This window comes from Curtobacterium sp. MCPF17_021 (assembly GCF_003234605.2).
Classification (GTDB): Bacteria; Actinomycetota; Actinomycetes; order Actinomycetales; family Microbacteriaceae; genus Curtobacterium; species Curtobacterium flaccumfaciens.
Genome location: NZ_CP126252.1, coordinates 134166 through 152983, shown reverse-complemented (window position 1 = coordinate 152983; position 18818 = coordinate 134166). Strand labels below are relative to the sequence as shown.

The window sequence follows — 18818 nt, the reverse complement described above, 5'->3', positions numbered from 1 at the left end:
GTGGTCGCCGGCGAGTGGGGTGACGCCGATCCCTGGGCGGCCGTGCACGACGACGCCTACGCGTCCCTGCTCGCGCACGTCCGGACCGGCCCCCGCGGACCGGTGTCCGTCGACCTCGACGCACTGAGCTGGGAGTGGGGCACCCCGCGTGGTGACGTCCGTGCGGCGGCGGCCCGGCTCGAGGACCTCGGCATCCTGGTCCACCAGCCGGACGGCACGTGGCAGTACGAGGAGCTCTCCGACGCCGACCTGTCCGACGCACTGGACTTCTGGGTCACGCTCATCGGTCCGGCCCTCCGTGCCACGATCCCGGCGCTCACCCCCGAGCTGCGTGCCGAACTCGACCGCCGAGTCGCACGAGCCCGCACCACCGCGGCGTTCCGGTTGCCGGAGTACCCGACGGCGTTCGCCGCCGCCTGCCAGTTCTGGTTCGAGCACTCCCCGAACCCCTTGGTGCGGAGCCTCGGCCTGCGCGCGTTCGAGCGGATGCGGTGGGCACGCGTCCCGACCCAACTCTGGTCGGTCCACGACGTGCACGCCTGGTTCGTCACGACCGCCCGCGCGGTGGACACCCGCGATCCGGCCGACGCGGCCGCGGCGGCAGAGGTCATCGATGAGCTGTTCGAGGTCCACCGGCGGAACGTCGGGGTCCCGCGGACGAGCCGCCCGGCGGACGACACCACCGAACACCGCGCAGGTCCGGTCGACCGCGCCCTGCTCCGCGACGTCCGATCCGGCGCGCTGGCGCTCGGGTCCACCCACACGATCGACGACCTGGTGGCACGGACCGGGGCTCCGCCCGAGCAGGTCCTCGGCGCGCTGCGCTGGCTGCACGACCTCGGTCTCCTCGAGGACGACCGGGGACGCCACCGCGTCGTCGAGCCGTCGTTGGCGACCTGGCGCGACACGATGGAGCTGCTCACCGGGGTCTTCACCCACGGCGCCGTCCACGTCCTGCCCGGGCTCCGTGGGCCCGCGCTCGAGGAGCTCCGCCAGCTCGTGGCACGGGCCCGCGAGGACGGCCAGGTGCGCGACCACCGGTACACCGAGAGCGCGTTCGCCGTCACCCGGTTCCTGTCCGAGCAGTCCGGCAACCGCTGGACCCGTGAAGCCCTGCGCCTGGTGATGGCCCGGCTCGCCTACGCGCTGCCCGAGGCCCCCACGTTCCGGCAGTGGGACGCCGAGGCGCTCTGGCTCGCGCTGGACACGGCCGCGGGCAGCGCAGACGTCAGCACCGCACGGGCCGCAGCCCGCCGGTTCGTCGACGTCGCACGGGCGCACGTGGACGACGTCACGGCGCGGTGGGGCACGATGGGGTCATGACCGACGCGCACGACGACGTCCTGATCCACGCCACCGGGGTCCGCGTCACGCGCTCCGGCCGCGACCTGCTGCACGACGTCGACCTGACCGTCCGGCGCGGGGAGCACTGGGCCTTGCTCGGACCGAACGGTGCGGGCAAGTCCACACTGCTGGCCGTCCTCGGCGCGACCGGACACCCCACCGCGGGCACCGTCGAGGTCCTCGGCCGCCGGCTCGGGCGCATCGACGTCCGCGAACTCCGGGAGCACATCGGCCACGTCGACCCCCGGCACCGGATGCTGTCACCGCTCACGGTGCTCGAGACCGTGCTCACCGGGCTGACCGGCACGACGGACCTCATGATGCGGTGGGAGCCCTCGGGCGAGCAGGTCGCCCTGGCCGAGCAGCACATCGCCGACGTCGGACTCACGGCACGACGGGACGCACGCTGGCCGGTGCTGTCGCAGGGTGAGCGGGGACGCGCCCTCATCGCCCGTGCCCTGATGTCCGAACCCCAGTTGCTGCTGCTCGACGAGCCGGCGACCGGTCTCGACGTCGCCGCACGGGAGCACCTGCTCGAGACCGTCGACGCGCTGCGGCACCGGCACCCCGAGCTGGGCAGTGTCATGGTGACCCACCACCTGGAGGACCTGCCGGCCTCGACGTCGCACGCCATGCTGCTCCGCGACGGCGCCGTCGTGGCCCAGGGCACCTCGGACGAGGTCATCACGTCGTCGGCGGTGTCGCACGCGTTCGACTTCCCGCTCGCGATCCTGCGGGCAGAGGGGCGCTGGGCCGCGCGCCGATCCGCCTGACGCGTGCTTGAATGGCTGTTCAGTGTCCGCGGCCCGTGTCGGGGAGGGACCCGGCACCGCACCACGGTGTCACGCCGCGGACCGTCACCAGGGGGAACCATGACGAACACGCCGCCGCCCTACCCGGGGTCCGAACCGCAGCCGAACGGCGGGCAGCCCGACGCCGGCCAGCAGTACCCGCAGCAGCCCGCCGGCCAGCCCCAGCAGCAGCCCAGCGCGAACCAGCAGTACCCGCAGCAGCCCGCCGGTCAGCCGTACGCCCAGCAGCAGCCCGCCGGCCAGCCGTACGCCCAGGCTTCCCCCGCCGGTGCCGCTCCCTACGCACCCCCGCCCAAGTCGTCGTCCTCCCGCGGCAAGCGCGTCCTGATCTCGGTGCTCGGCGTCGTCGTCGCCGTGGTGGTGGCGTTCCTCGTCCGCCAGGGCCTCAACGCAGCCTTCAGCGACTCCACGGAAGAGAAGGTCTCGAAGGCCGTCGAGCAGATCCGCGAGCAGAGCGACCTGCCGAAGCAGGTCGACTCCGTCACGACGTGGACCGGTATCGAGGCCGAGGGCGCCGCGATCCACTACGACTACACGGTGTCGTCGAACGTCGATCCGGCCTCGATCACCGAGGGGGCCATCCGCGACGCCGTCGGGCCGAACCTCTGCTCGAACAGCGAGACGAAGAAGCTCCTCGACGAGGACGTCGACATGCGGTACACCTACAAGTTCGAGGGCTCGTCGAAGACCGTCGACACGACCTTCACGAAGGCCGACTGCTCCTGAGCCCCGACGCCCGTCACGCGGGCGCGGCGGCAGCAGCCTCCGCGCCCGTCACACGGTCGCGGCGGCAGCAGCCTTCGCGGCCGCGGGCAGGGCGTCGAGGATCCGTCCGACGGCGCGGTCGTCGTGCGCGGCCGTGACGAACCACGCCTCGAAGACGCTCGGCGGCAGGGTCACCCCGGCCTCGAGCATCGCGTGGAAGAACGGCGCGTAGCGGAACACGTCCTGTGCCCGCACGTCGTCGTAGTTCCGCGGTGCCTGCTCGGTGAACGCGAACGAGAACAGGTTGCCGGCGCGCTGCACGGTGTGGGCGACGCCCTCGGCCGACAGGGCCTCCGACGTGGCCGCGGAGATGACCGCAGCGGTGCGGTTGAGCGACTCGTACACGGACGGCGTCGCGGCCCGCAGCGTGGCGATGCCGGCGGCGACGGCCAACGGGTTCCCCGACAGGGTGCCCGCCTGGTACACCGGCCCGAGCGGGGCGAGGAAGTCCATGACCTCGCGCCGTCCACCGAGTGCGGCGAGGGGCATGCCACCGCCGATGACCTTGCCGAACGTGATGAGGTCGGGCTTCCACCCGGCACCGTCCGGCACGACCTTGGACGCCTCGACGCCCCACCAGCCGGCAGCACCGACGCGGAACCCGGTCAGGACCTCGTCGACGATGAGCAGCGCCCCGTACGAGCGGGTGATCTGCGCCAGTGCACGGTTGAAGCCGCGCTCCGGTGCCAGGACGCCCATGTTCGCGGCGGCGGACTCGACGATGACGGCGGCGATGCGCTCGGAGTGCTCGTCGAAGGCCCGGCGGACGGCGTCGAGGTCGTTGTACGGCAGCACGAGGGTCTGCGCGGCGGTCTCGGCAGTGATGCCCGCGCTGCCCGGCATGGCCAGGGTCGCGACGCCCGAGCCGGCCTCGGCCAGCAGGGAGTCCGAGTGCCCGTGGTAGTGCCCGGCGAACTTCACGAGCAGGTCGCGACCGGTGTAGCCGCGGGCCAGTCGGATCGCGGTCATCGTGGCCTCGGTGCCGGTCGACACCATGCGGAGCTTCTCGATGGGACCGTCGCCGTCCACCGACACCCGCTGCTTCACGAGTTCGGCGAGCTCGGTCTCCCCCGGGGTCGACGCCCCGAACGACAGTCCGCGCGCGGCGGCCTGCTGCACGGCCTCGACCGTGCCGGGGTGGGCGTGCCCGAGGATCGCGGGGCCCCACGACGCGACGAGGTCGACGTACTCGCGACCCTCGGCGTCGGTGACGTAGGCGCCCTTCGCGGACACCAGGAACCGCGGGGTGCCGCCGACCGACCCGTAGGCGCGGACCGGGGAGTTCACGCCACCCGGGATCGCGTTCTTGGCACGGCCGAAGAGCTGGTCGTTCGTGGTCATTCGGGGGCCTTCCCGGTCGAGGCGATGCCGGCGACGTCCGCGGTGCTGCCCGAGTTGCGGAGGCCCGCTTCCTCGTTGAGCTTCCGCGCGATGTCGACGGCGAAGTAGGTCAGGATCGCGTCGGCACCGGCGCGCTTGATGCCGACGAGCGACTCCATCGCGGCGGCGTCGCGGTCGATCCACCCGTTCTGCGCTGCTGCGGTGATCATCGCGTACTCGCCCGAGATCTGGTACGCCCAGACCGGCACAGGCGAGGTCGCAGCGGTCTCGGCGAGCACGTCGAGGTAGCTCATCGCGGGCTTCACCATCACGATGTCGGCGCCCTCGTCGACGTCGAGCGCGACCTCGCGGAGCCCCTGTCGACCGTTCGCGGCGTCGATCTGGTACGTCCGGCGGTCACCGACGAGCGACGACGACACGGCCTCGCGGAAGGGACCGTAGAACGCCGAGGCGTACTTGGCGGCGTAGGCGAGCAGCGCGGTGCCGCTGTGTCCCGCGCCGTCGAGGGCGTCACGTGCGGCGGCGATCTGGCCGTCCATCATGCCGCTCATGCAGACGAGCTCGGCACCGGCTTCGGCCTGGGCGACCGCCATGTCGCGGTAGCGCAGCAGGGTGGCGTCGTTGTCGACGGAGCCGTCGGCGGCCAGCACACCGCAGTGTCCGTGGTCGGTGAACTCGTCGAGGCACAGGTCGGACTGCACCACGAGCGCATCCCCCACCTCCTGCCGAGCGACCCGGATCGCCACGTTGAGGATGCCGTCCGGGTCGGTCGCGCCGGAGCCCTCGGCGTCCTTCGTGGTCGGGACGCCGAACAGGTTCACGCCACCCACACCGACCGACGCGGCGTCGACCAGCGCGCGGCGGAACGAGTCGAGGGAGTGCTGCTGCACGCCGGGCATGCTCGAGATGTCCACGGCGTCGGTCGCGCCTTCGCGGATGAACATCGGCAGCACGAGCTCGGCCGGGTGGAGCCGGGTCTCGGCCACGAGTCGTCGCATCGCGGGGGTGGCGCGGAGCCGACGGGGGCGGACCTGGGGGAAGCGTCCAGTCACGGGTGACCTTCCTGGTGGGGGGTGGTTGGGTTCAGTGCCTCGACGACGGCGTCGAGCAGGGCTTCTGCGGACCGGGTGCGTCCGACCGCGTGCACGGGCAGACCGGCCGCACGGGCGTCGGTCGCGGTCCCGGGGCCGATGCAGGCCACGATGGTGCGGGGGTCGAGCGGGGTCATCCGGCGGGCGATCTCGCGGGCGACGCTGCCGCTCGTCACGAGCACCGCAGCGGGCGCCGTCTCGAGGGTGATCGGCTCGTCGCCGGTCCCCACGGTACGGTACGCGACCACGTCGTCCACGTCGATGCCGCGGGCACGGAGGCCGTCGACGAGCGTGGGTGCCGCGATCTCGGAGCGGGGGAACAGCACGGTGCCGTCGGTGTCCGGCAACTCCTGCACCAGGCCGGCCGCGGACGTCTCGTCCGGCACCAGGTCGACGACCCAGCCCGCAGCGCGCGCGGCACGGGCGGTCGGCTCGCCGACCGCGGCGACGCGCACCCCGGCCGGGAGGCCCGCCACGCGTTCCGACAGGACCGTCACGGCCGTCGCACTGGTCACCACCACCCATGCGTAACCAGCCACAGGGGTTCGGTCCCCGATGGAATTCGGCGATCCGTTCCTCCCGGCCGCACCGGAGGCGACCAGGCGGCGGACCGAAGTATCGAGGGCGACGGGGTCGGACGGCGGAGCGTCCGTGATGAGGGGGACGACGACGGGGGCGAGCCCTCGGGCCCGCGCCGCTTCGGCGACCCGGTCCCCCCACGCACCGCCACGCGGGACGAGGACGACCGGGGGTCGCGCCTCGTCCGTCGCGGTGGTGGAGGGTTCCGTGGTGACCGCCTACTCGGCCGGCGTCGCGAGGCCGGGGCCCGCGGTGTACGGCCCGTCCGTGGTGTCCTCTGCGACGGTGGTCGCCAGGTCGGCAAGGTCGGCAGCGCCGTTCTCGAGCAGCTCGGTCGCCACACGGCCACCGACCGCGAGCGCTTCGTCGAGACGCTCCTGCGCCGAACCGTCGAGCACGGCCGCGTGCGACGCGGTGCGGTACTCGGTGCCGTCGGGGCGGTAGACGGTAGCGGACACGAGCAGCAGCTCGGCGTCCACGACGGCCGTCGCACCGATCGGAGCGGAGCAGCCGGCCTCGAGCTTGGCGAGCACCTCGCGCTCGGCCGTCACCGTCAGGCGGGTGGGGGCGTGCTCGATCTTGCGGAGTGCGGCGAGCAGCCCACGATCGGTCTCGTCCGAGCGGATCTCCACCGCGAGCGCGCCCTGTCCGGGAGCACTCGGCCAGAAGCCGAGGTCGAGCAGTTCCGTGGCGGCCGACAGGCGGTCGATGCGCCCGAGGCCGGCGGCGGCGAGCACCACGGCGTCGAGGTCGTCGTCCACCCGGCCGAGGCGGGTGTCGATGTTGCCGCGGATGTCGATCACGTCGAGGTCGGGGCGCTGCGCACGGAGCTGCGCGGCACGGCGGGGCGAACCGGTGCCGACCTTCGCGCCCTCGGGCAGGGTGTTGACGGTGGCGCCGTTCCGGGCGACGAGGACGTCACGAGCGTCCGCACGCTTCGGCACGGCACCGATCGTCAGGCCCGGGTACGGCGCGGTCGGCAGGTCCTTGAGCGAGTGCACGAGGACGTCGACCTCACCGGCGACCAGGGCTTCACGCAGGGCGCTGGCGAAGACACCGGTGCCGCCGAGTGACGCCAGGGAGGCACGGTTCGTGTCGCCCTCGCTCGTGACGGTGACGAGCTCGACGGGCCGACCGGCCGCCTTCGCCAGGCGGTCGGCGACGTCCTGCGACTGCGCGACCGCGAGCCGGCTGGCACGGGTGCCGAGCCGGATCGGGGTCGGTCCGTCGGGCCCTGTGGCGCTGGGGTCGTTCACGGTCGTGTCGGTCACGGAGCGACGCCCGCGGCGGCGGGCTTGAACCCCGCTCGCACGTTCTCGCAGCACCCCGGACGGCACACGTCGTACCAGGGGCCGATGTCGGTCATGTGCGGGCGCTCGGCCTTGGGCGTGCCGTTGACCCGCTCGAGCACCAGGTCGACGAGACCGGACACGTAGGCCGGGTCGATGCCGGGGGTCTGCGTGCGGAGCGACCAGAAGCCGAGCTCACCGGCGGTCTCGGTGGCCTCCTCGTCGAGGTCCCACATGACCTCCATGTGGTCGCTGACGAAGCCGAGCGGGACGATCAGCACGGCACGCGTCGGGCCGCCCTTGAGGTCCTCGTTCATGTAGTCGTTGATGTCGGGCTCGAGCCACGGCTGCGTCGGGGGGCCGGAGCGCGACTGGTAGACGAGCTTCCAGGCGGGCTTCGACGTGCCCTGCAGGTGGGCGTGCTCGGGCTGCTCGAGGAGCTCGGCCCAGGCCTGGTCGAGGACGACCTCGCCGACGGCCAGGTGCTGCGCCTCGTACGCGCCGTGCTCGTCGAACCCGCGGTAGTCGGGGCCCGAGCGGGCGGCGTCGGTCGAGGGGATGGAGTGCGTCGAGAAGAGCACCTGCAGCTCGGTCGCGACGTCGAGGCCCTCGTTCTCGGCGATCGCGCGGGCCATGCCGTCGCGGACGCCGTCGATGAACGGGCGGACGAAGCCCGGGTGGTCGAAGAACTGGCGGACCTTGTCGATCTGGATGGTGTCGATCAGACCGGTCTCGTTGAGCACGCGGGCGTAGTCCTCGCGGTACTGCCGGCAGCTCGAGAACGACGAGTACGCGCTCGTGGCGATGGCGACGAGCTTCGTGTAGCCCTTGTCCGCCGCCTCGGTGAAGGCCTGCTCCAGGTACGGCTCCCAGTTGCGGTTGCCCCAGAGGACCGGCATGTCGATGCCGCGCGACGCCAGCTCGGCCTCGAGCGCGGCCTTGAGCGCACGGTTCTGCGCGTTGATCGGGCTCACGCCACCGAAGTGGCGGTAGTGGTGCGCCACTTCTTCCAGACGCTCGTCCGGGATCCCGCGGCCGCGGGTGACGTTGCGCAGGAAGGGGATGACGTCGTCCTGTCCCTCGGGGCCACCGAAGCCGGCGAGCAGGATCGCGTCGTACGCGGTCGGGGTCTCGACGTGCTCGGGACCGGACGCCGCCGCGGGGGTGGCGGCGAGGACCTGGCCGTTCGTGATCATGCTGGTGTCGGTCATGACAGCACCTCCGGGAGTTCGGCGGTCGTCACGCGACGACCCGTGAAGAAGGGGACCTCTTCGCGCACGTGCATGCGCGCTTCGGTGTAGCGGAGATCGCGCATCAGGTCGACCAGGTCGACGAGGTCCGGGCTCTCGAGCGGCAGGATCCACTCGTAGTCGCTCAGGGCGAAGGTCGCGATGGTGTTCGTGAGCACGCGGCGGTACTTCGCGCCGGCGACGCCGTGGTCGCGGAGCATCTTGGAGCGCTCCTCTTCCGGCAGCAGGTACCACTCGTAGGAGCGGACGAACGGGTACACCGTGATCCACGCCTCGGGGTCCTTGCCGCGCAGGAACGCGGGGGTGTGCCGCTTGTTGAACTCGGCCTCGCGGTGCATGGCCATGACGTGCCAGACCGGCTCGGCGTCCTGGAACAGGCCGGTGCGACGGATCTCGCGCAGCACGGCCTGGATCGCCTGTGCGTCGTCGCCGTGCAGCCAGACCATGACGTCGGCGTCGGCACGGAAGGCCGAGACGTCGTAGAAGCCACGGATCGTGACCCCGCGCTCGGCGGCGCTGGCGATCACGGTGTCGAGTTCGGCCACGGCGTCGTCGCCGACGCGGTGCACCGGGCCGAGGGGCCGGCGGAACACTGCCCAGAGGGCGTAGGCCGTCAGCAGGTTCGGGTCGATCCCGGAGTCCGGCTGACCGGTCTCGGCGGGTTCCGTGTGGGGGTGGTCGTGCGCGGGCACGGGCCCGGTGTTCGTGGGCGCGTCGGAGCTCATGGATCCATTGTCCTATCGGTTGCCAGGGTGTTGGCCGCCCCGCATCCGGTGGACCGCGCTCGGGCGGTCTACCGCCGTCGGAGCACCATCACGACGATACCCCCGACCACCGCTACGCCGGCTGCGAGACCGGCCAGGTAGGGCACCGGCTTCTCGTCGAGGCCGCGCTTGAACTTCGACGCCGCGATCCCGATCTGCTTCGGGACGTTGAGCTTGTCCTCGATCGCGTCGAGGGTGTCGAACAGCTGGGCGCGGGTCGCGGCGACGCGAGCAGCGAGATCGTCGTGCGGGTCGGTCACGGTTCCTCCGTCGGTGGTGCGGCTGTCGGGGCTGTCGGCGCTCAGGAGCGGCCGTCGACGTCCGGCTTGCGGCTGCCGTACTGCGTCGGCGGGGTCGGCTTCTTGCCGAGGCCCTTGACCGCGTTGATGTCGTCCTTGACGCTGGCGATCGTGCGCTTCGGCGTGATCGGCAGGCCCTTCTTCAGGCGCTTCCAGCCGATCAGGCCGAGGATCGCGGCGATGATCAGCATCACCACGGCCACCACCAGTGCGGCCAGCCACGCCGGCATCACGGTCGCGAGGCCCATCACGGCTGCGGTCAGCAGGACGCCGATCGCGTAGAGCACGACGACGAGCGCACCGACCAGCAGGCCGGCTGCGAGGCCGAAGATCTTCGCCTTCGCGAGCATCTCGGCCTTGAGCAGGTCGATCTCGCCCTTGACCAGGCCCTTGACGAGCTTCGGGACGTCGCCGACCAGGCCGAACAGCGAACGCGACTTGCGATCGCGGGTGTCGGTCATGAGGTGGTGGTGTCCTTCTTCTGGCCGACCTTGCGGACGGCCTTCTTGGTCGTCTCACCGATGAACTCGGCGACGTCCGGGGTCTTGTCGGCGATGAAGTCCTCGGCGACGTGCACGCCCTTCTGGACGCCGTTGCTGTTCCAGACCTTGCCGCTGACGGTCTTGATCTGCTCGTACCGCGCCCGTCCGGCTCGCGACCCCAGGACGTACCCGAGTGCGGCGCCGGCGACGAACAGGAGCTTTCCGCGCATGTGCGATTCCTCCGTGCATTGGTTGTGCGGTGGTCATGCACCGAACGGAATACGTCCGGCGGTCTGACCAACAGTAGCCCTCAGGGGCTGCGCGGTCCGCTCAGGAACCGAGGATCTGGTCGGCTGCCTTCCGAGCGGCGGCGATGATCCCGGCCAGGCCCCGTCCGGTCGAGGCCTCACCGATGCCGACGACACCCTCGGCCAGCCCGGCCGCGGTGAGGTCCGGTCCGTACCAGCCGACGCGTGCGGCGCCGCTGACGCGGTCGGCCGTGATCGGCACACCGAGCAGCGTGGACGCGTCCTGCAGGGCACGGCTGCCGACGGGGTCGGTCGGGTCGACCGGGAGGCTCGTGGCGACGCCCGCAGGGTCCGTCCCGGTGGTCGCGTAGCTGAGTCGCAGGACGTGGCGTCCGCCCGCCACGTCGGCCAGCCACGGCCACTTCACCGTCGCGTGCGTGAGGGCCTTCGCCGACACCGCCTGAGCATCGGGGTGCACGAGCATCCCGGTGCCACGCGGGGCGGCGTCGAGCTCCGGCTGGTCGACGACGAGCGTGACCAGCTGGATACCGGTCCGGTCGGGGGCGGCGGTGCGCTCCGGGTCGGCGACGGAGGACAGGGTGTGCTGGGCCGGCAGCCGTTCGGTCGTGCCGTCGGCGCTGACGATCTCGACCGCGTGCGCCTCGATGCGGGTCGCCCGGGTGTGCAGCCGGACGTCCACCCCGTAGGTCTCCATGTCGGCGACGAGCTCGTCCACCAGGCGCACCGTCCCTCCGCGGATCCCCTGCACCGGGGTGCCGGCGGCCGCGCGTGCCCGCAGCGACAGGACCGCTCGGGCGAGTGAGCCCTCGCGCAGCAGTGCGGCACGCAGGCCCGGAGCCACCCGGTCGGGATCGAGCTGGTCGGGGTGCGTGGAGTGCACGCCACCGGCGATCGGCACCACGAGGTCGTCGAGCACCCGCTCCCCCATGCGCCGGCGGACGAGTTCGCCGAGCGACGAGGCCTTGGCGCCCACCGGTGCCGGCAGCAGCGAGTCCATCTGGGCGCGCAGGCCGCCCTTCTGCCCGACCACGGCCAGCACGTCCGCGGCCATCGGGGTGCTCGGGATACCGAGGAGCCCGGTCGCCGGGATCGAGGAGGTCCGACCGTCGCGGGTCATCAGCCAGGCGCCGCGGGGGTCGGGGGCGACGACGTCGTTGCCGAGCCCGAGCTCGATCGCCAGGCGGCCGACGGCGTCCGTGCGGGTGGCGAAGGAGTCCGCCGCCATGTCCAGGTCGATCCCGCCGACGGTGTGCCGACGGATCATGCCGCCGAGCTCGCCCGAGGACTCGACGAGCACCACGTGGGCGCCGCCCTCGGCGAGGTCACGGGCGGTGACGAGCCCGGCGACCCCGCCGCCGACCACGACGACGTCGGTCACGCGCCGGCTCCGTCCTGCGCTGCACCGTCGTCCGCGCGGCCGTCGCCGAGCGAGTGGACCAGTTCGACCACCCGGGTCAGGACGTCCGGGTCGGTCTCGGGCGGGACCCCGTGGCCGAGGTTCACGACGTGGGCCCGTGCGACGCCACCCCGACGGACGACGTCGCGGACGTGCGCTTCGAGGACAGCCCACGGCGCCGAGAGCATCGCCGGGTCGATGTTGCCCTGCACGCTGACCCCGGTGCCGACGCGCTGGACCGCCTGGTCGAGCGGCAGGCGCCAGTCGACCCCGACCGCGTCGACGCCCACGGTGTCCGTGCCGAAGGTCGTCATGTCGGCCAGGACCTCGCCGCTGCCGACGCCGAAGTGGATGCGCGGCACCCCGAGCTCGGCGACGTGCGACATCGCCTGGGCGGAGTGCGGCGCGACGGACCGGACGTAGTCGGCGCGGGAGAGCGACCCGACCCACGAGTCGAAGAGCTGCGCGGCCGAGGCCCCGGCGAGCACCTGGGCTCGCAGGAACATCCCGGACACCTCGGCGGCCCAGGCGAGCAGGCGCGACCAGGTCTCGGGGTCGGCGTGCATGAGCGTGCGGGCGCGGATGTGGTCCTTGGACGGGCCGCCCTCGACCAGGTAGGCGGCGAGGGTGAACGGCGCCCCCGCGAAGCCGATCAGCGGGGTGTCGCCGAGCTGCTCGACCGTGCGACGGACGGCCTGCTCGATGGGGGCGAGGGCCGCGGGGTCGAGCTGCTCGAGCGCGTCGACGTCGGCGGGGGTGCGGATCGGCGACGAGAGCACCGGGCCACGACCGGGGACGATCTCGACGTCCACGCCGGCGAGCTTGATCGGCACGACGATGTCGCTGAAGAAGATGCCCGCGTCGACCCCGTGCCGGCGCACCGGCTGCAGGGTGATCTCCGACGCCATCTCCGGGTCGAGGCACGCGTCGAGCATGGCTGTGCCGATCCGAAGCTCCCGGTACTCGGGCAGGGAGCGACCGGCCTGCCGCATGAACCAGACCGGGAGCGTCTCCGGACGGTCACCCCGCAGGGCCCGCACCAGGCGGGAACCACTCGTCCGCCCTGATGCCAGGGGGTGGGAGTCGGGGAGTGATGTGGTCGTCGCTTCGGTCACCGGATGATTGTCCCATCGAGCGCGTTACCATTGGCTACGTGCTCATCTGTCTCACGGCGTCGCATCGCAACGCCAGCTTCGATCTCCTGGAGCGACTGAGCATCGGTGCACCCGCGGCAGCCAGCCGACTCGTCACGGATGCCGGCGTCCTGGACGGTGCCGTGGTCCTCGCGACCTGCAACCGCTTCGAGGCGTACCTCGATATCCCGGGCGACGAGAGCGACTCCGCCGTCTCCGCCACCGTGCAGGCCGTGGCCGCCGCGAGCGACCTGGACGCCACCGAGGTGCTCGACTCCGTCAACGTCCTGGGCGGCAAGGACGTCGTGCAGCACCTGTTCGCCGTGTCGAGCGGACTGGAGTCCGTCGTCGTCGGCGAGACCGAGATCTCCGGCCAGGTCCGTCGCTCGCTCGAGGACGCCCGGTCCCACGGCACCACGACCTCGGACCTCGAGCGCCTGTTCCAGGAAGCCGCGCACACCTCGCGCGGCGTCAAGACCCGCACCCGCATCGGTGCCGCCGGCCGCTCGCTCGTGCGCCTCGGCCTCGAGCTCGCGTCGTCGCGCGTCACCGACTGGGCCCGCACCCGCGTGCTGCTCGTCGGCACCGGCAGCTACGCGGCGACCACCATCGCGGCCCTGCGCGACCGCGGTGCCACGAACATCCAGGTGTTCTCGCCCTCGGGCCGGGCGCCGTGGTTCGCCGCCAAGCACGACCTCGTCGCCGCCCGTGACCTGCGCCAGGCCATCGGGGAGAGCGACGTCCTGATCACCTGCACCTCGAGCGAGGTCCCGGTCGTCGCACCGGCCGACCTCGACGACGGGGTCCGCCGCATCGTCATCGACCTCGGGCTCCCCCGCAACGTCGACCCCGCGGCCGCCGGCGTCGACGGCGTCGAACTGCTCGACCTCGAGACGATCAGCATCCACGCCCCGATCTCCGAGCTGAACGCCGAGTCCGAGGCCCGCGCGATGGTCGACGACGCGGTGTCCCGGTTCCGCGCGCAGGCAATGGAGCAGTCGACGACCCCGGCGCTCGTGGCGTTCCGCAAGCACGTGTTCGACATCCTCGACGACGAGATCGAGCGGGCCAAGCGCCGCGCGGACGCCGACGGCGAGTCCGTCGAGCACACCGAGCGGGCGCTCCGGCACCTGGTCGGCGTCCTGCTGCACCGTCCCTCGGTCCGCGCCCGCGAGCTCGGTCGCGCCGGTCGCGGCGAGGAGTTCGTCGGGGCGATCGACTCCCTGTACGGCGTCCGGCCGGAGGCCGAGCCGGAGCTGCCGTCGCCCGTCGTCCCGCTGGCCGACCGCACGGCACTGGACCCGACCGCCTCGGATCGCGACGACCAGGCGGACGCGAGCTGAGCCTCCAGACAGGCCCGCAACCACCCACGCTGCGCGTGAGTGCGCTGCTGCTGGTGCGTGACCGACGCGTCCTGATGGTGCGCGCCCGGGCGCGCGACGTGCTCTACCTGCCCGGCGGCAAGGCGGAGCCGCACGAGACCGACGTCGAAGCCGCCGTGCGCGAGGCGTACGAGGAGACCGGCCTGCGGCTCACCGCCGACGACGTCGACCCGTTCGGCGTCATGCTCGAGCCCGCCCACGGGCAGGCTCCGGGGACCATGGTCGCGATGACGCTGTTCCTGGTCCGGCCGGGAGGCCCGCTGGACTCCGCCACGCCCGTCGCCTCGGCCGAGGTGGACGAGGTCGAGTGGGTCACCTCCGCCGACGCGGACCGCTGCCCGCCTGCGGGCGTGGAGACGCTCCGCCGCCTGGTGGCGGCGGAGCTCATCGACTGACCGTCAGGCCCTGGGCGGAGCTGCCGGCACGTGTCTGGTCGGCGGCACGACGCCGGTGTCACCAGCCGGAGAGGCGAGACGGCGTTCCAGCAGTGCCAGCGCGCCGATCACGGCGTCTGCCTCGAAGACACGGTTCCGCCGTCCCGCCGATCGTTGTGTCAGGACTCCACGCTCGACGAGGACCCCCAAGGCCGTGTTCGCGGCCTGCTCGCTCCGGCCCGTCGCGGCCGCGAACGTCTGCGCGGTGAGCACGGGCATGCGGGGCGCGAGTTCGAGCGCCGACCATGCAGCGGAGTCAGAGCGGACTCCGGCGAGCGCAGATCGCCAGGACTCCTTGATCCGGACGAGCTCGTGCTCGAACTGCGTCATCCGGTCCACGACCTCGGCCATGGCCTCGGCGAAGAGCCGGACGAGCTGCCCGACGGCACGCTGCGCTGGCTCCGATGCCGGCGGATCGGTGGACCGGAAGCGCTGGAGCCCCGCTTCGTAGTCGACAGCGCGGGTCGCCAGGACCAGGGACACCGGTGGAGACGACTCGATGGTCAGCCCCCGTGACCGCAGGACGGCGTGGATCAGTGCGCGTCCGATGCGACCGTTACCGTCGGCGAACGGGTGGATCGTCTCGAACTGCGCGTGTGCGATGGCGGCGATGGCGATCGTCGGCAGCGTGCTCGAGTTCACGAACTCCAGCAGGTCGTCGAGGAGCCCTGGCACCCGCTCCGGCACGGGCGGGACGAACGCCGCTGCAGCAGGCGTCGGTCCACCGATCCAGTTCTGGACCGCTCGGACCGTGCCCCCGACCTCGGGGGTCGTCGAGGCCTCCATCAGACGCCGGTGCGCCTCGAGGAGCAGGTCGAGGGTCACCGGAGAACCCGGACCGACCGACTCGGTGAGGAAGGTCATGGCGTCGATGTTGCCGAGGACCTCGGTTGCGGTGCTCCACTGCCCGAACGGGCTCCGTCCGCGGGCTTCTTCTTCGAGCAGCTTCCGCGGGGAGACCTCGAGGCCCTCGATCATCGACGACCCGACCGCCTCGGCCCGGAGGAGCATCCGACCCAGTGCGTCTCCGCTACCGAGCAGCGTGGATCTCGTCTCGGCTTCCGTCACCGCAGCGGTGGCCTCGAGCACGGCCGCTTGTTCGGTCGGTCCGAGTTCGACCGTTCGGCCGTGCAGCGGATCCGGCACGTAGGCGTCGAAGACCATCGGCATCCGGAAGGCGCGTGTCGCGGCCGACGGGTCGCCCGTGCGGCGGATCGTCTCGTACGAAGCCATACATGGATCATCCCATGATCAAGGATGACTGCCTATCCTTGATCATGGGATGCGTTCCACTCGGGTTCGTCAGGCCTTGTCGGTGTCGGTGTACTCCCCGACCTCGCCGTTCTGGGCCGGCTCGGCCTCGCCGGGGATGTCCGAGTCGACGTACTCGCCGTCGGGTCCGGTTCCGGTCGGACGCGTCTCGCCGGGGATGTCGCTCGAGACGAACTCGCCGACGGGCTCCGTCGACTCGACGTGCTCCTCGCCCGGGATCTCGCTGTCCGTGAAGGCTCCGGCGCGGGGTTCGACCCCGTCCGCGCGACCCTCGTCGCCTCGTGCCTGTTCGTGCTTGCCCGTCATGTCCGACCTCCGCTGCTCGGGTTGCTTGCCTCGGAGTGTGCCCGTGGTCCCTGGACGCCGACCGAACCGGATGCGGCGTTCGGTGGTTGCCTGTGCACCATGCAACGCAGCAGCCGATCGAAGTTCCTGCTCGTCGTGACCGGGCTCGTCGCCGTCGGGACACTGGCGGGGTGCGCCTCGGACGGGCAGCCCGCAGCCACCGAGACCGTCACGGCGCCCGCGCCGTCGCCGTCCGTGTCGGCGTCCACGCCGCAGTCGTCCGAGGAGTCCGCCTCGGCGGCACCTTCGTCCGGGTCCGGCTCATCCGCCGGATCCGGTGCCACCGGTTCGTCTGCTGGTGACCGGTGCGCGGCATCGTCGCTCGCCGGGCGCATCGAGGCCGGCAGTGGTGGTGCCGCCGGAAGCGTCATCGTGCACCTGGTGCTCGAGAACACCGGGTCGACGACCTGCACCGTGCAGGGGTGGCCCGGCGTCTCGTTCGTCGGGGGTGGCACCGGCAAGCAGATCGGAGCGGCGGCGATCGCGGAGAAGAGTTCCCCGCACCCGACCGTCACACTCGCTCCCGGCAAGACCGCCGTCGCACCGCTCAAGATCGTCCGGGCCGAGAACTACTCGGCGGGCGACTGCTCGCCCAAGACCCCGGACGGCTTCCGCGTGTACCCGCCCGGGTCGAAGCAGTCCCTGTTCGTGAAGGACACCGACTTCCAGGCATGTGCGTCGACCGATGCCTCACTGCTGTCGGTGCAGGCGTTCGTGCCGGAGGGGCAGGCGACCTCGTAGGAGTCGGGCACGATGAGCACCGTGACCACCACGATCAGCGACGAACGACCGGGCACCGACGAACTGGTGGCGCTGTACGACGCCGTCGGGTGGACCGCGTACACGCAGGACCCCGCAGCCCTCACCGCGGCGATCGCCGGCTCCCACACCGTGCTGACCGCCCGCGACGACGAAGGACACCTGCTCGGCCTGGTCCGCACGGTCTCCGACGGCGTGACGATCGTGTACGTGCAGGACGTCCTCGTCCTGCCGTCCGCGCACCGGTCCGGCATCGGCGGCGCACTCCTCGACGCCGTCCTGCAGCGGTACGCCGACGTTCGCCAGACGGTACTGCTCACCGACGCGGAGCCGGGGCAGCGGGCGTTCTACGAGTCACGTGGGTTCGTCGAGGCCCACGAAGTCGACCCGCAGCCGCTGCGCTCCTTCGTGCTCCTGCGCTGAGCACGGATGGGTCTCGCGACCGATTCCGGGCGGCGAGACGCCGTTCCTAGACTCGGACGCATGGGGGCTCGCGCACGGACACGTTCAGCGGCAGCCCTCGCAACCGCGCTCGGCGTCGTGCTCGCCCTCGCCGCGTGCACGTCGCCACCACCGCCGGCTGGGTCGGAATCGGCGCTCGCGAAGCTCATCACCCGGGTCGAGCGGTTGCCCGGGGTCGACACGGCCGAGGGCGAGATCCGTCAGGTCGACGCGAAGGACGACCCGCAGAACTGGATCGCTTCGCTCGAGGTGCAGGCCGACACGAGCGACCTCGCCGTCGCCGAACGGATCCGGCACACGGCAGCGCGGGGTGTGACCGGCACGACGCTGTCGGTGACCGTGGACGTGCCCCGCGGCCGGGCGGCGGCGCCGGTCATCATCGACCCGATGGACGCCGACGTCGTCGAGCTGGCCGGACGGCTGCGCGCGGAGCCCTTCGTGCACCGGCTGTGGGCGACCCCGTCACGTTCCACGATCTGGCTCGTGCCGGGCGTCAGCTTCACCGACGCCGTCGCGCAGGCCCGTCCGATCGTCGGGGACCACCCGGCCTCGCTGGACCGTGCTGACGTTTCGGTGGGGATCACGGCGACGCACCCCGGGCGAGCACTCCTGCGCACGATCGACGGGTTCGACCGCGACGGTGACCACGACGTCGAGGGCCTGTACTACTCACCGGGCACGACCTACGCCGACGCTGCGCAGGCACCCGCAGACGAGTACGGAGCGGCTGCCGAGCCCGAGCGGCCTTCCCTGTCGTTCTACGGCGACAGAACCGGTGCCGTCGCCGACGTACTCGTCCGGACGAAGGACGAAGCCGCCGACGCACACCGCGCTCCGCGCACCGCGTTCTCCGTCGGCCTCGACGGAACGAGAGGCTGGGTGGGACTCCCCCTCGACGCGAAGAAGCCTCGGGACGCCACCGCCCCGGGCACCCCGACGACGAGCGCCACCCCGGCTCCCTGGGTGCCCGCCGACGTCAGCGACCACGCTGCGACGCTCCGGGCGTTCCTCGAGCGCTCGGCCGAGGCCGCCGGAGTCCCGGCGACCGTGACCACGGGCACCGAACAGTGCGCGCCGCCCGGATCGACCTGGTCACCCAATGCGACCGGCACCCGCGCGACGGCGTTCAGCATCGTGCCCGTGTTCCAGATCGTCGACGACGCGCAGGAGCCGTTCGACGCCGTGACCGCGCTGTGGACGTCGGAGGGCCTCGAGGTCAGCGGCCGGGCGATGGGGCGGGACTACTGGTCGTCGTCAACGGATGCGGACCCCGCCACGGCGAGCATCCGCGGCACCGTCGACGGGCTGAGTCTGAGCGCCGAGTCTGTCTGCGTCCCCCGGTCCTGACAC

General features: G+C 72.2%; 21 protein-coding genes. 8 read left to right on the top strand and 13 right to left on the bottom strand.

Going from position 1 to position 18818, the window contains the following annotated elements:
• From DEJ29_RS00685 to DEJ29_RS00675, 3 genes are all read left to right on the top strand, one after another.
• Positions 1-1323 carry a GntR family transcriptional regulator gene (locus DEJ29_RS00685; RefSeq protein ID WP_111095577.1) on the top strand — a complete coding sequence of 441 codons (1323 nt, stop codon included), beginning with the start codon at positions 1-3 and terminating at the stop codon, positions 1321-1323.
• Positions 1320-2117 carry an ABC transporter ATP-binding protein gene (locus DEJ29_RS00680; RefSeq protein WP_110863595.1) on the top strand — a complete coding sequence of 266 codons (798 nt, stop codon included), beginning with the start codon at positions 1320-1322 and terminating at the stop codon, positions 2115-2117. Before DEJ29_RS00685 ends, DEJ29_RS00680 begins: the two co-directional genes overlap by 4 nt.
• Positions 2118-2216: 99 nt before the next feature.
• Complete coding sequence (locus DEJ29_RS00675; protein ID WP_111095576.1) at positions 2217-2882, top strand: hypothetical protein; 666 nt, start codon at positions 2217-2219, stop codon at positions 2880-2882.
• Positions 2883-2930: 48 nt separating this feature from the next.
• On the opposite strand, the gene hemL is transcribed toward DEJ29_RS00675, so the two are convergent.
• The 11 genes from hemL to hemE form a co-directional block, all read right to left on the bottom strand.
• A complete protein-coding gene (gene hemL / locus DEJ29_RS00670; protein WP_111095575.1) occupies positions 2931-4262 on the bottom strand; it encodes a glutamate-1-semialdehyde 2,1-aminomutase in 1332 nt (443 codons plus the stop codon).
• Positions 4259-5314: a porphobilinogen synthase gene (gene hemB / locus DEJ29_RS00665; RefSeq protein WP_258375994.1), complete on the bottom strand. Its 1056-nt coding sequence runs from the start codon at positions 5312-5314 to the stop codon at positions 4259-4261. The genes hemL and hemB overlap by 4 nt, the downstream gene beginning before the upstream one ends.
• On the bottom strand, positions 5311-5892 hold the full coding sequence (locus DEJ29_RS00660; protein ID WP_258370482.1) for a uroporphyrinogen-III synthase: 582 nt from the start codon (positions 5890-5892) through the stop codon (positions 5311-5313). The genes hemB and DEJ29_RS00660 overlap by 4 nt, the downstream gene beginning before the upstream one ends.
• A 258-nt stretch (positions 5893-6150) precedes the next feature.
• Complete coding sequence (hemC, locus tag DEJ29_RS00655; RefSeq protein WP_258375993.1) at positions 6151-7203, bottom strand: hydroxymethylbilane synthase; 1053 nt, start codon at positions 7201-7203, stop codon at positions 6151-6153.
• Positions 7200-8432 (bottom strand): ferrochelatase, encoded by a 1233-nt coding sequence (locus DEJ29_RS00650; RefSeq protein WP_110863600.1) that lies wholly within the window; start codon positions 8430-8432, stop codon positions 7200-7202. Before DEJ29_RS00650 ends, hemC begins: the two co-directional genes overlap by 4 nt.
• Entirely contained in the window at positions 8429-9196 is a 768-nt protein-coding gene (hemQ, locus tag DEJ29_RS00645; RefSeq protein ID WP_181422600.1) for a hydrogen peroxide-dependent heme synthase, read from the bottom strand. Before hemQ ends, DEJ29_RS00650 begins: the two co-directional genes overlap by 4 nt.
• A 68-nt stretch (positions 9197-9264) precedes the next feature.
• Complete coding sequence (locus tag DEJ29_RS00640) at positions 9265-9495, bottom strand: DUF3618 domain-containing protein (RefSeq protein WP_027467026.1); 231 nt, start codon at positions 9493-9495, stop codon at positions 9265-9267.
• A 41-nt stretch (positions 9496-9536) separates the two neighbouring features.
• A complete protein-coding gene (locus tag DEJ29_RS00635) occupies positions 9537-9995 on the bottom strand; it encodes a phage holin family protein (protein ID WP_071404474.1) in 459 nt (152 codons plus the stop codon).
• On the bottom strand, positions 9992-10246 hold the full coding sequence (locus tag DEJ29_RS00630; RefSeq protein ID WP_017887727.1) for a hypothetical protein: 255 nt from the start codon (positions 10244-10246) through the stop codon (positions 9992-9994). Before DEJ29_RS00630 ends, DEJ29_RS00635 begins: the two co-directional genes overlap by 4 nt.
• A 100-nt stretch (positions 10247-10346) precedes the next feature.
• The gene (locus tag DEJ29_RS00625; protein WP_258375992.1) at positions 10347-11663 is read right to left on the bottom strand and encodes a protoporphyrinogen/coproporphyrinogen oxidase; all 1317 of its coding nucleotides are present in this window, start codon (positions 11661-11663) and stop codon (positions 10347-10349) included.
• Positions 11660-12796: a uroporphyrinogen decarboxylase gene (hemE, locus tag DEJ29_RS00620; protein WP_111095572.1), complete on the bottom strand. Its 1137-nt coding sequence runs from the start codon at positions 12794-12796 to the stop codon at positions 11660-11662. Before hemE ends, DEJ29_RS00625 begins: the two co-directional genes overlap by 4 nt.
• A 38-nt stretch (positions 12797-12834) precedes the next feature.
• Between hemE and DEJ29_RS00615 the strand changes: the two genes are divergently transcribed.
• Together DEJ29_RS00615 and DEJ29_RS00610 are read left to right on the top strand one after the other, a co-directional pair.
• On the top strand, positions 12835-14157 hold the full coding sequence (locus tag DEJ29_RS00615; protein WP_111095571.1) for a glutamyl-tRNA reductase: 1323 nt from the start codon (positions 12835-12837) through the stop codon (positions 14155-14157).
• Positions 14158-14192: 35 nt separating this feature from the next.
• Positions 14193-14591 carry an NUDIX hydrolase gene (locus DEJ29_RS00610; RefSeq protein WP_111095570.1) on the top strand — a complete coding sequence of 133 codons (399 nt, stop codon included), beginning with the start codon at positions 14193-14195 and terminating at the stop codon, positions 14589-14591.
• Positions 14592-14594: 3 nt separating this feature from the next.
• On the opposite strand, the gene DEJ29_RS00605 is transcribed toward DEJ29_RS00610, so the two are convergent.
• Together DEJ29_RS00605 and DEJ29_RS00600 are read right to left on the bottom strand one after the other, a co-directional pair.
• Positions 14595-15863: a Fic family protein gene (locus DEJ29_RS00605; RefSeq protein ID WP_220037355.1), complete on the bottom strand. Its 1269-nt coding sequence runs from the start codon at positions 15861-15863 to the stop codon at positions 14595-14597.
• A 69-nt stretch (positions 15864-15932) separates the two neighbouring features.
• Positions 15933-16208: a hypothetical protein gene (locus tag DEJ29_RS00600; RefSeq protein ID WP_071404469.1), complete on the bottom strand. Its 276-nt coding sequence runs from the start codon at positions 16206-16208 to the stop codon at positions 15933-15935.
• A 99-nt stretch (positions 16209-16307) separates the two neighbouring features.
• Between DEJ29_RS00600 and DEJ29_RS00595 the strand changes: the two genes are divergently transcribed.
• Genes DEJ29_RS00595 through DEJ29_RS00585 form a run of 3 tightly spaced genes read left to right on the top strand, consistent with a single transcriptional unit; the run spans position 16308 to position 18815 of the window.
• On the top strand, positions 16308-16988 hold the full coding sequence (locus tag DEJ29_RS00595) for a DUF4232 domain-containing protein (protein WP_111095569.1): 681 nt from the start codon (positions 16308-16310) through the stop codon (positions 16986-16988).
• Between the two features lie 12 nt (positions 16989-17000).
• Positions 17001-17429 carry a GNAT family N-acetyltransferase gene (locus DEJ29_RS00590; RefSeq protein ID WP_181438249.1) on the top strand — a complete coding sequence of 143 codons (429 nt, stop codon included), beginning with the start codon at positions 17001-17003 and terminating at the stop codon, positions 17427-17429.
• A 60-nt stretch (positions 17430-17489) separates the two neighbouring features.
• Positions 17490-18815, top strand: a complete 1326-nt coding sequence (locus DEJ29_RS00585; protein ID WP_146248374.1) for a hypothetical protein — start codon at positions 17490-17492, stop codon at positions 18813-18815.
• The last annotated feature ends 3 nt before the right edge of the window (positions 18816-18818 follow it).

Coding starts and splice junctions, on each gene's coding strand:
- DEJ29_RS00595 (WP_111095569.1), top strand. CDS start 16,308: ATGCAACGCAGCAGCCGATCGAAGTTCCTGCTCGTCGTGACCGGGCTC.
- DEJ29_RS00650 (WP_110863600.1), bottom strand. CDS start 8,432: ATGACCGACACCAGCATGATCACGAACGGCCAGGTCCTCGCCGCCACC.
- DEJ29_RS00585 (WP_146248374.1), top strand. CDS start 17,490: ATGGGGGCTCGCGCACGGACACGTTCAGCGGCAGCCCTCGCAACCGCG.
- DEJ29_RS00635 (WP_071404474.1), bottom strand. CDS start 9,995: ATGACCGACACCCGCGATCGCAAGTCGCGTTCGCTGTTCGGCCTGGTC.
- DEJ29_RS00680 (WP_110863595.1), top strand. CDS start 1,320: ATGACCGACGCGCACGACGACGTCCTGATCCACGCCACCGGGGTCCGC.
- DEJ29_RS00605 (WP_220037355.1), bottom strand. CDS start 15,863: ATGGCTTCGTACGAGACGATCCGCCGCACGGGCGACCCGTCGGCCGCG.
- hemQ (WP_181422600.1), bottom strand. CDS start 9,196: ATGAGCTCCGACGCGCCCACGAACACCGGGCCCGTGCCCGCGCACGAC.
- DEJ29_RS00590 (WP_181438249.1), top strand. CDS start 17,001: ATGAGCACCGTGACCACCACGATCAGCGACGAACGACCGGGCACCGAC.
- DEJ29_RS00600 (WP_071404469.1), bottom strand. CDS start 16,208: ATGACGGGCAAGCACGAACAGGCACGAGGCGACGAGGGTCGCGCGGAC.
- DEJ29_RS00675 (WP_111095576.1), top strand. CDS start 2,217: ATGACGAACACGCCGCCGCCCTACCCGGGGTCCGAACCGCAGCCGAAC.
- hemL (WP_111095575.1), bottom strand. CDS start 4,262: ATGACCACGAACGACCAGCTCTTCGGCCGTGCCAAGAACGCGATCCCG.
- DEJ29_RS00630 (WP_017887727.1), bottom strand. CDS start 10,246: ATGCGCGGAAAGCTCCTGTTCGTCGCCGGCGCCGCACTCGGGTACGTC.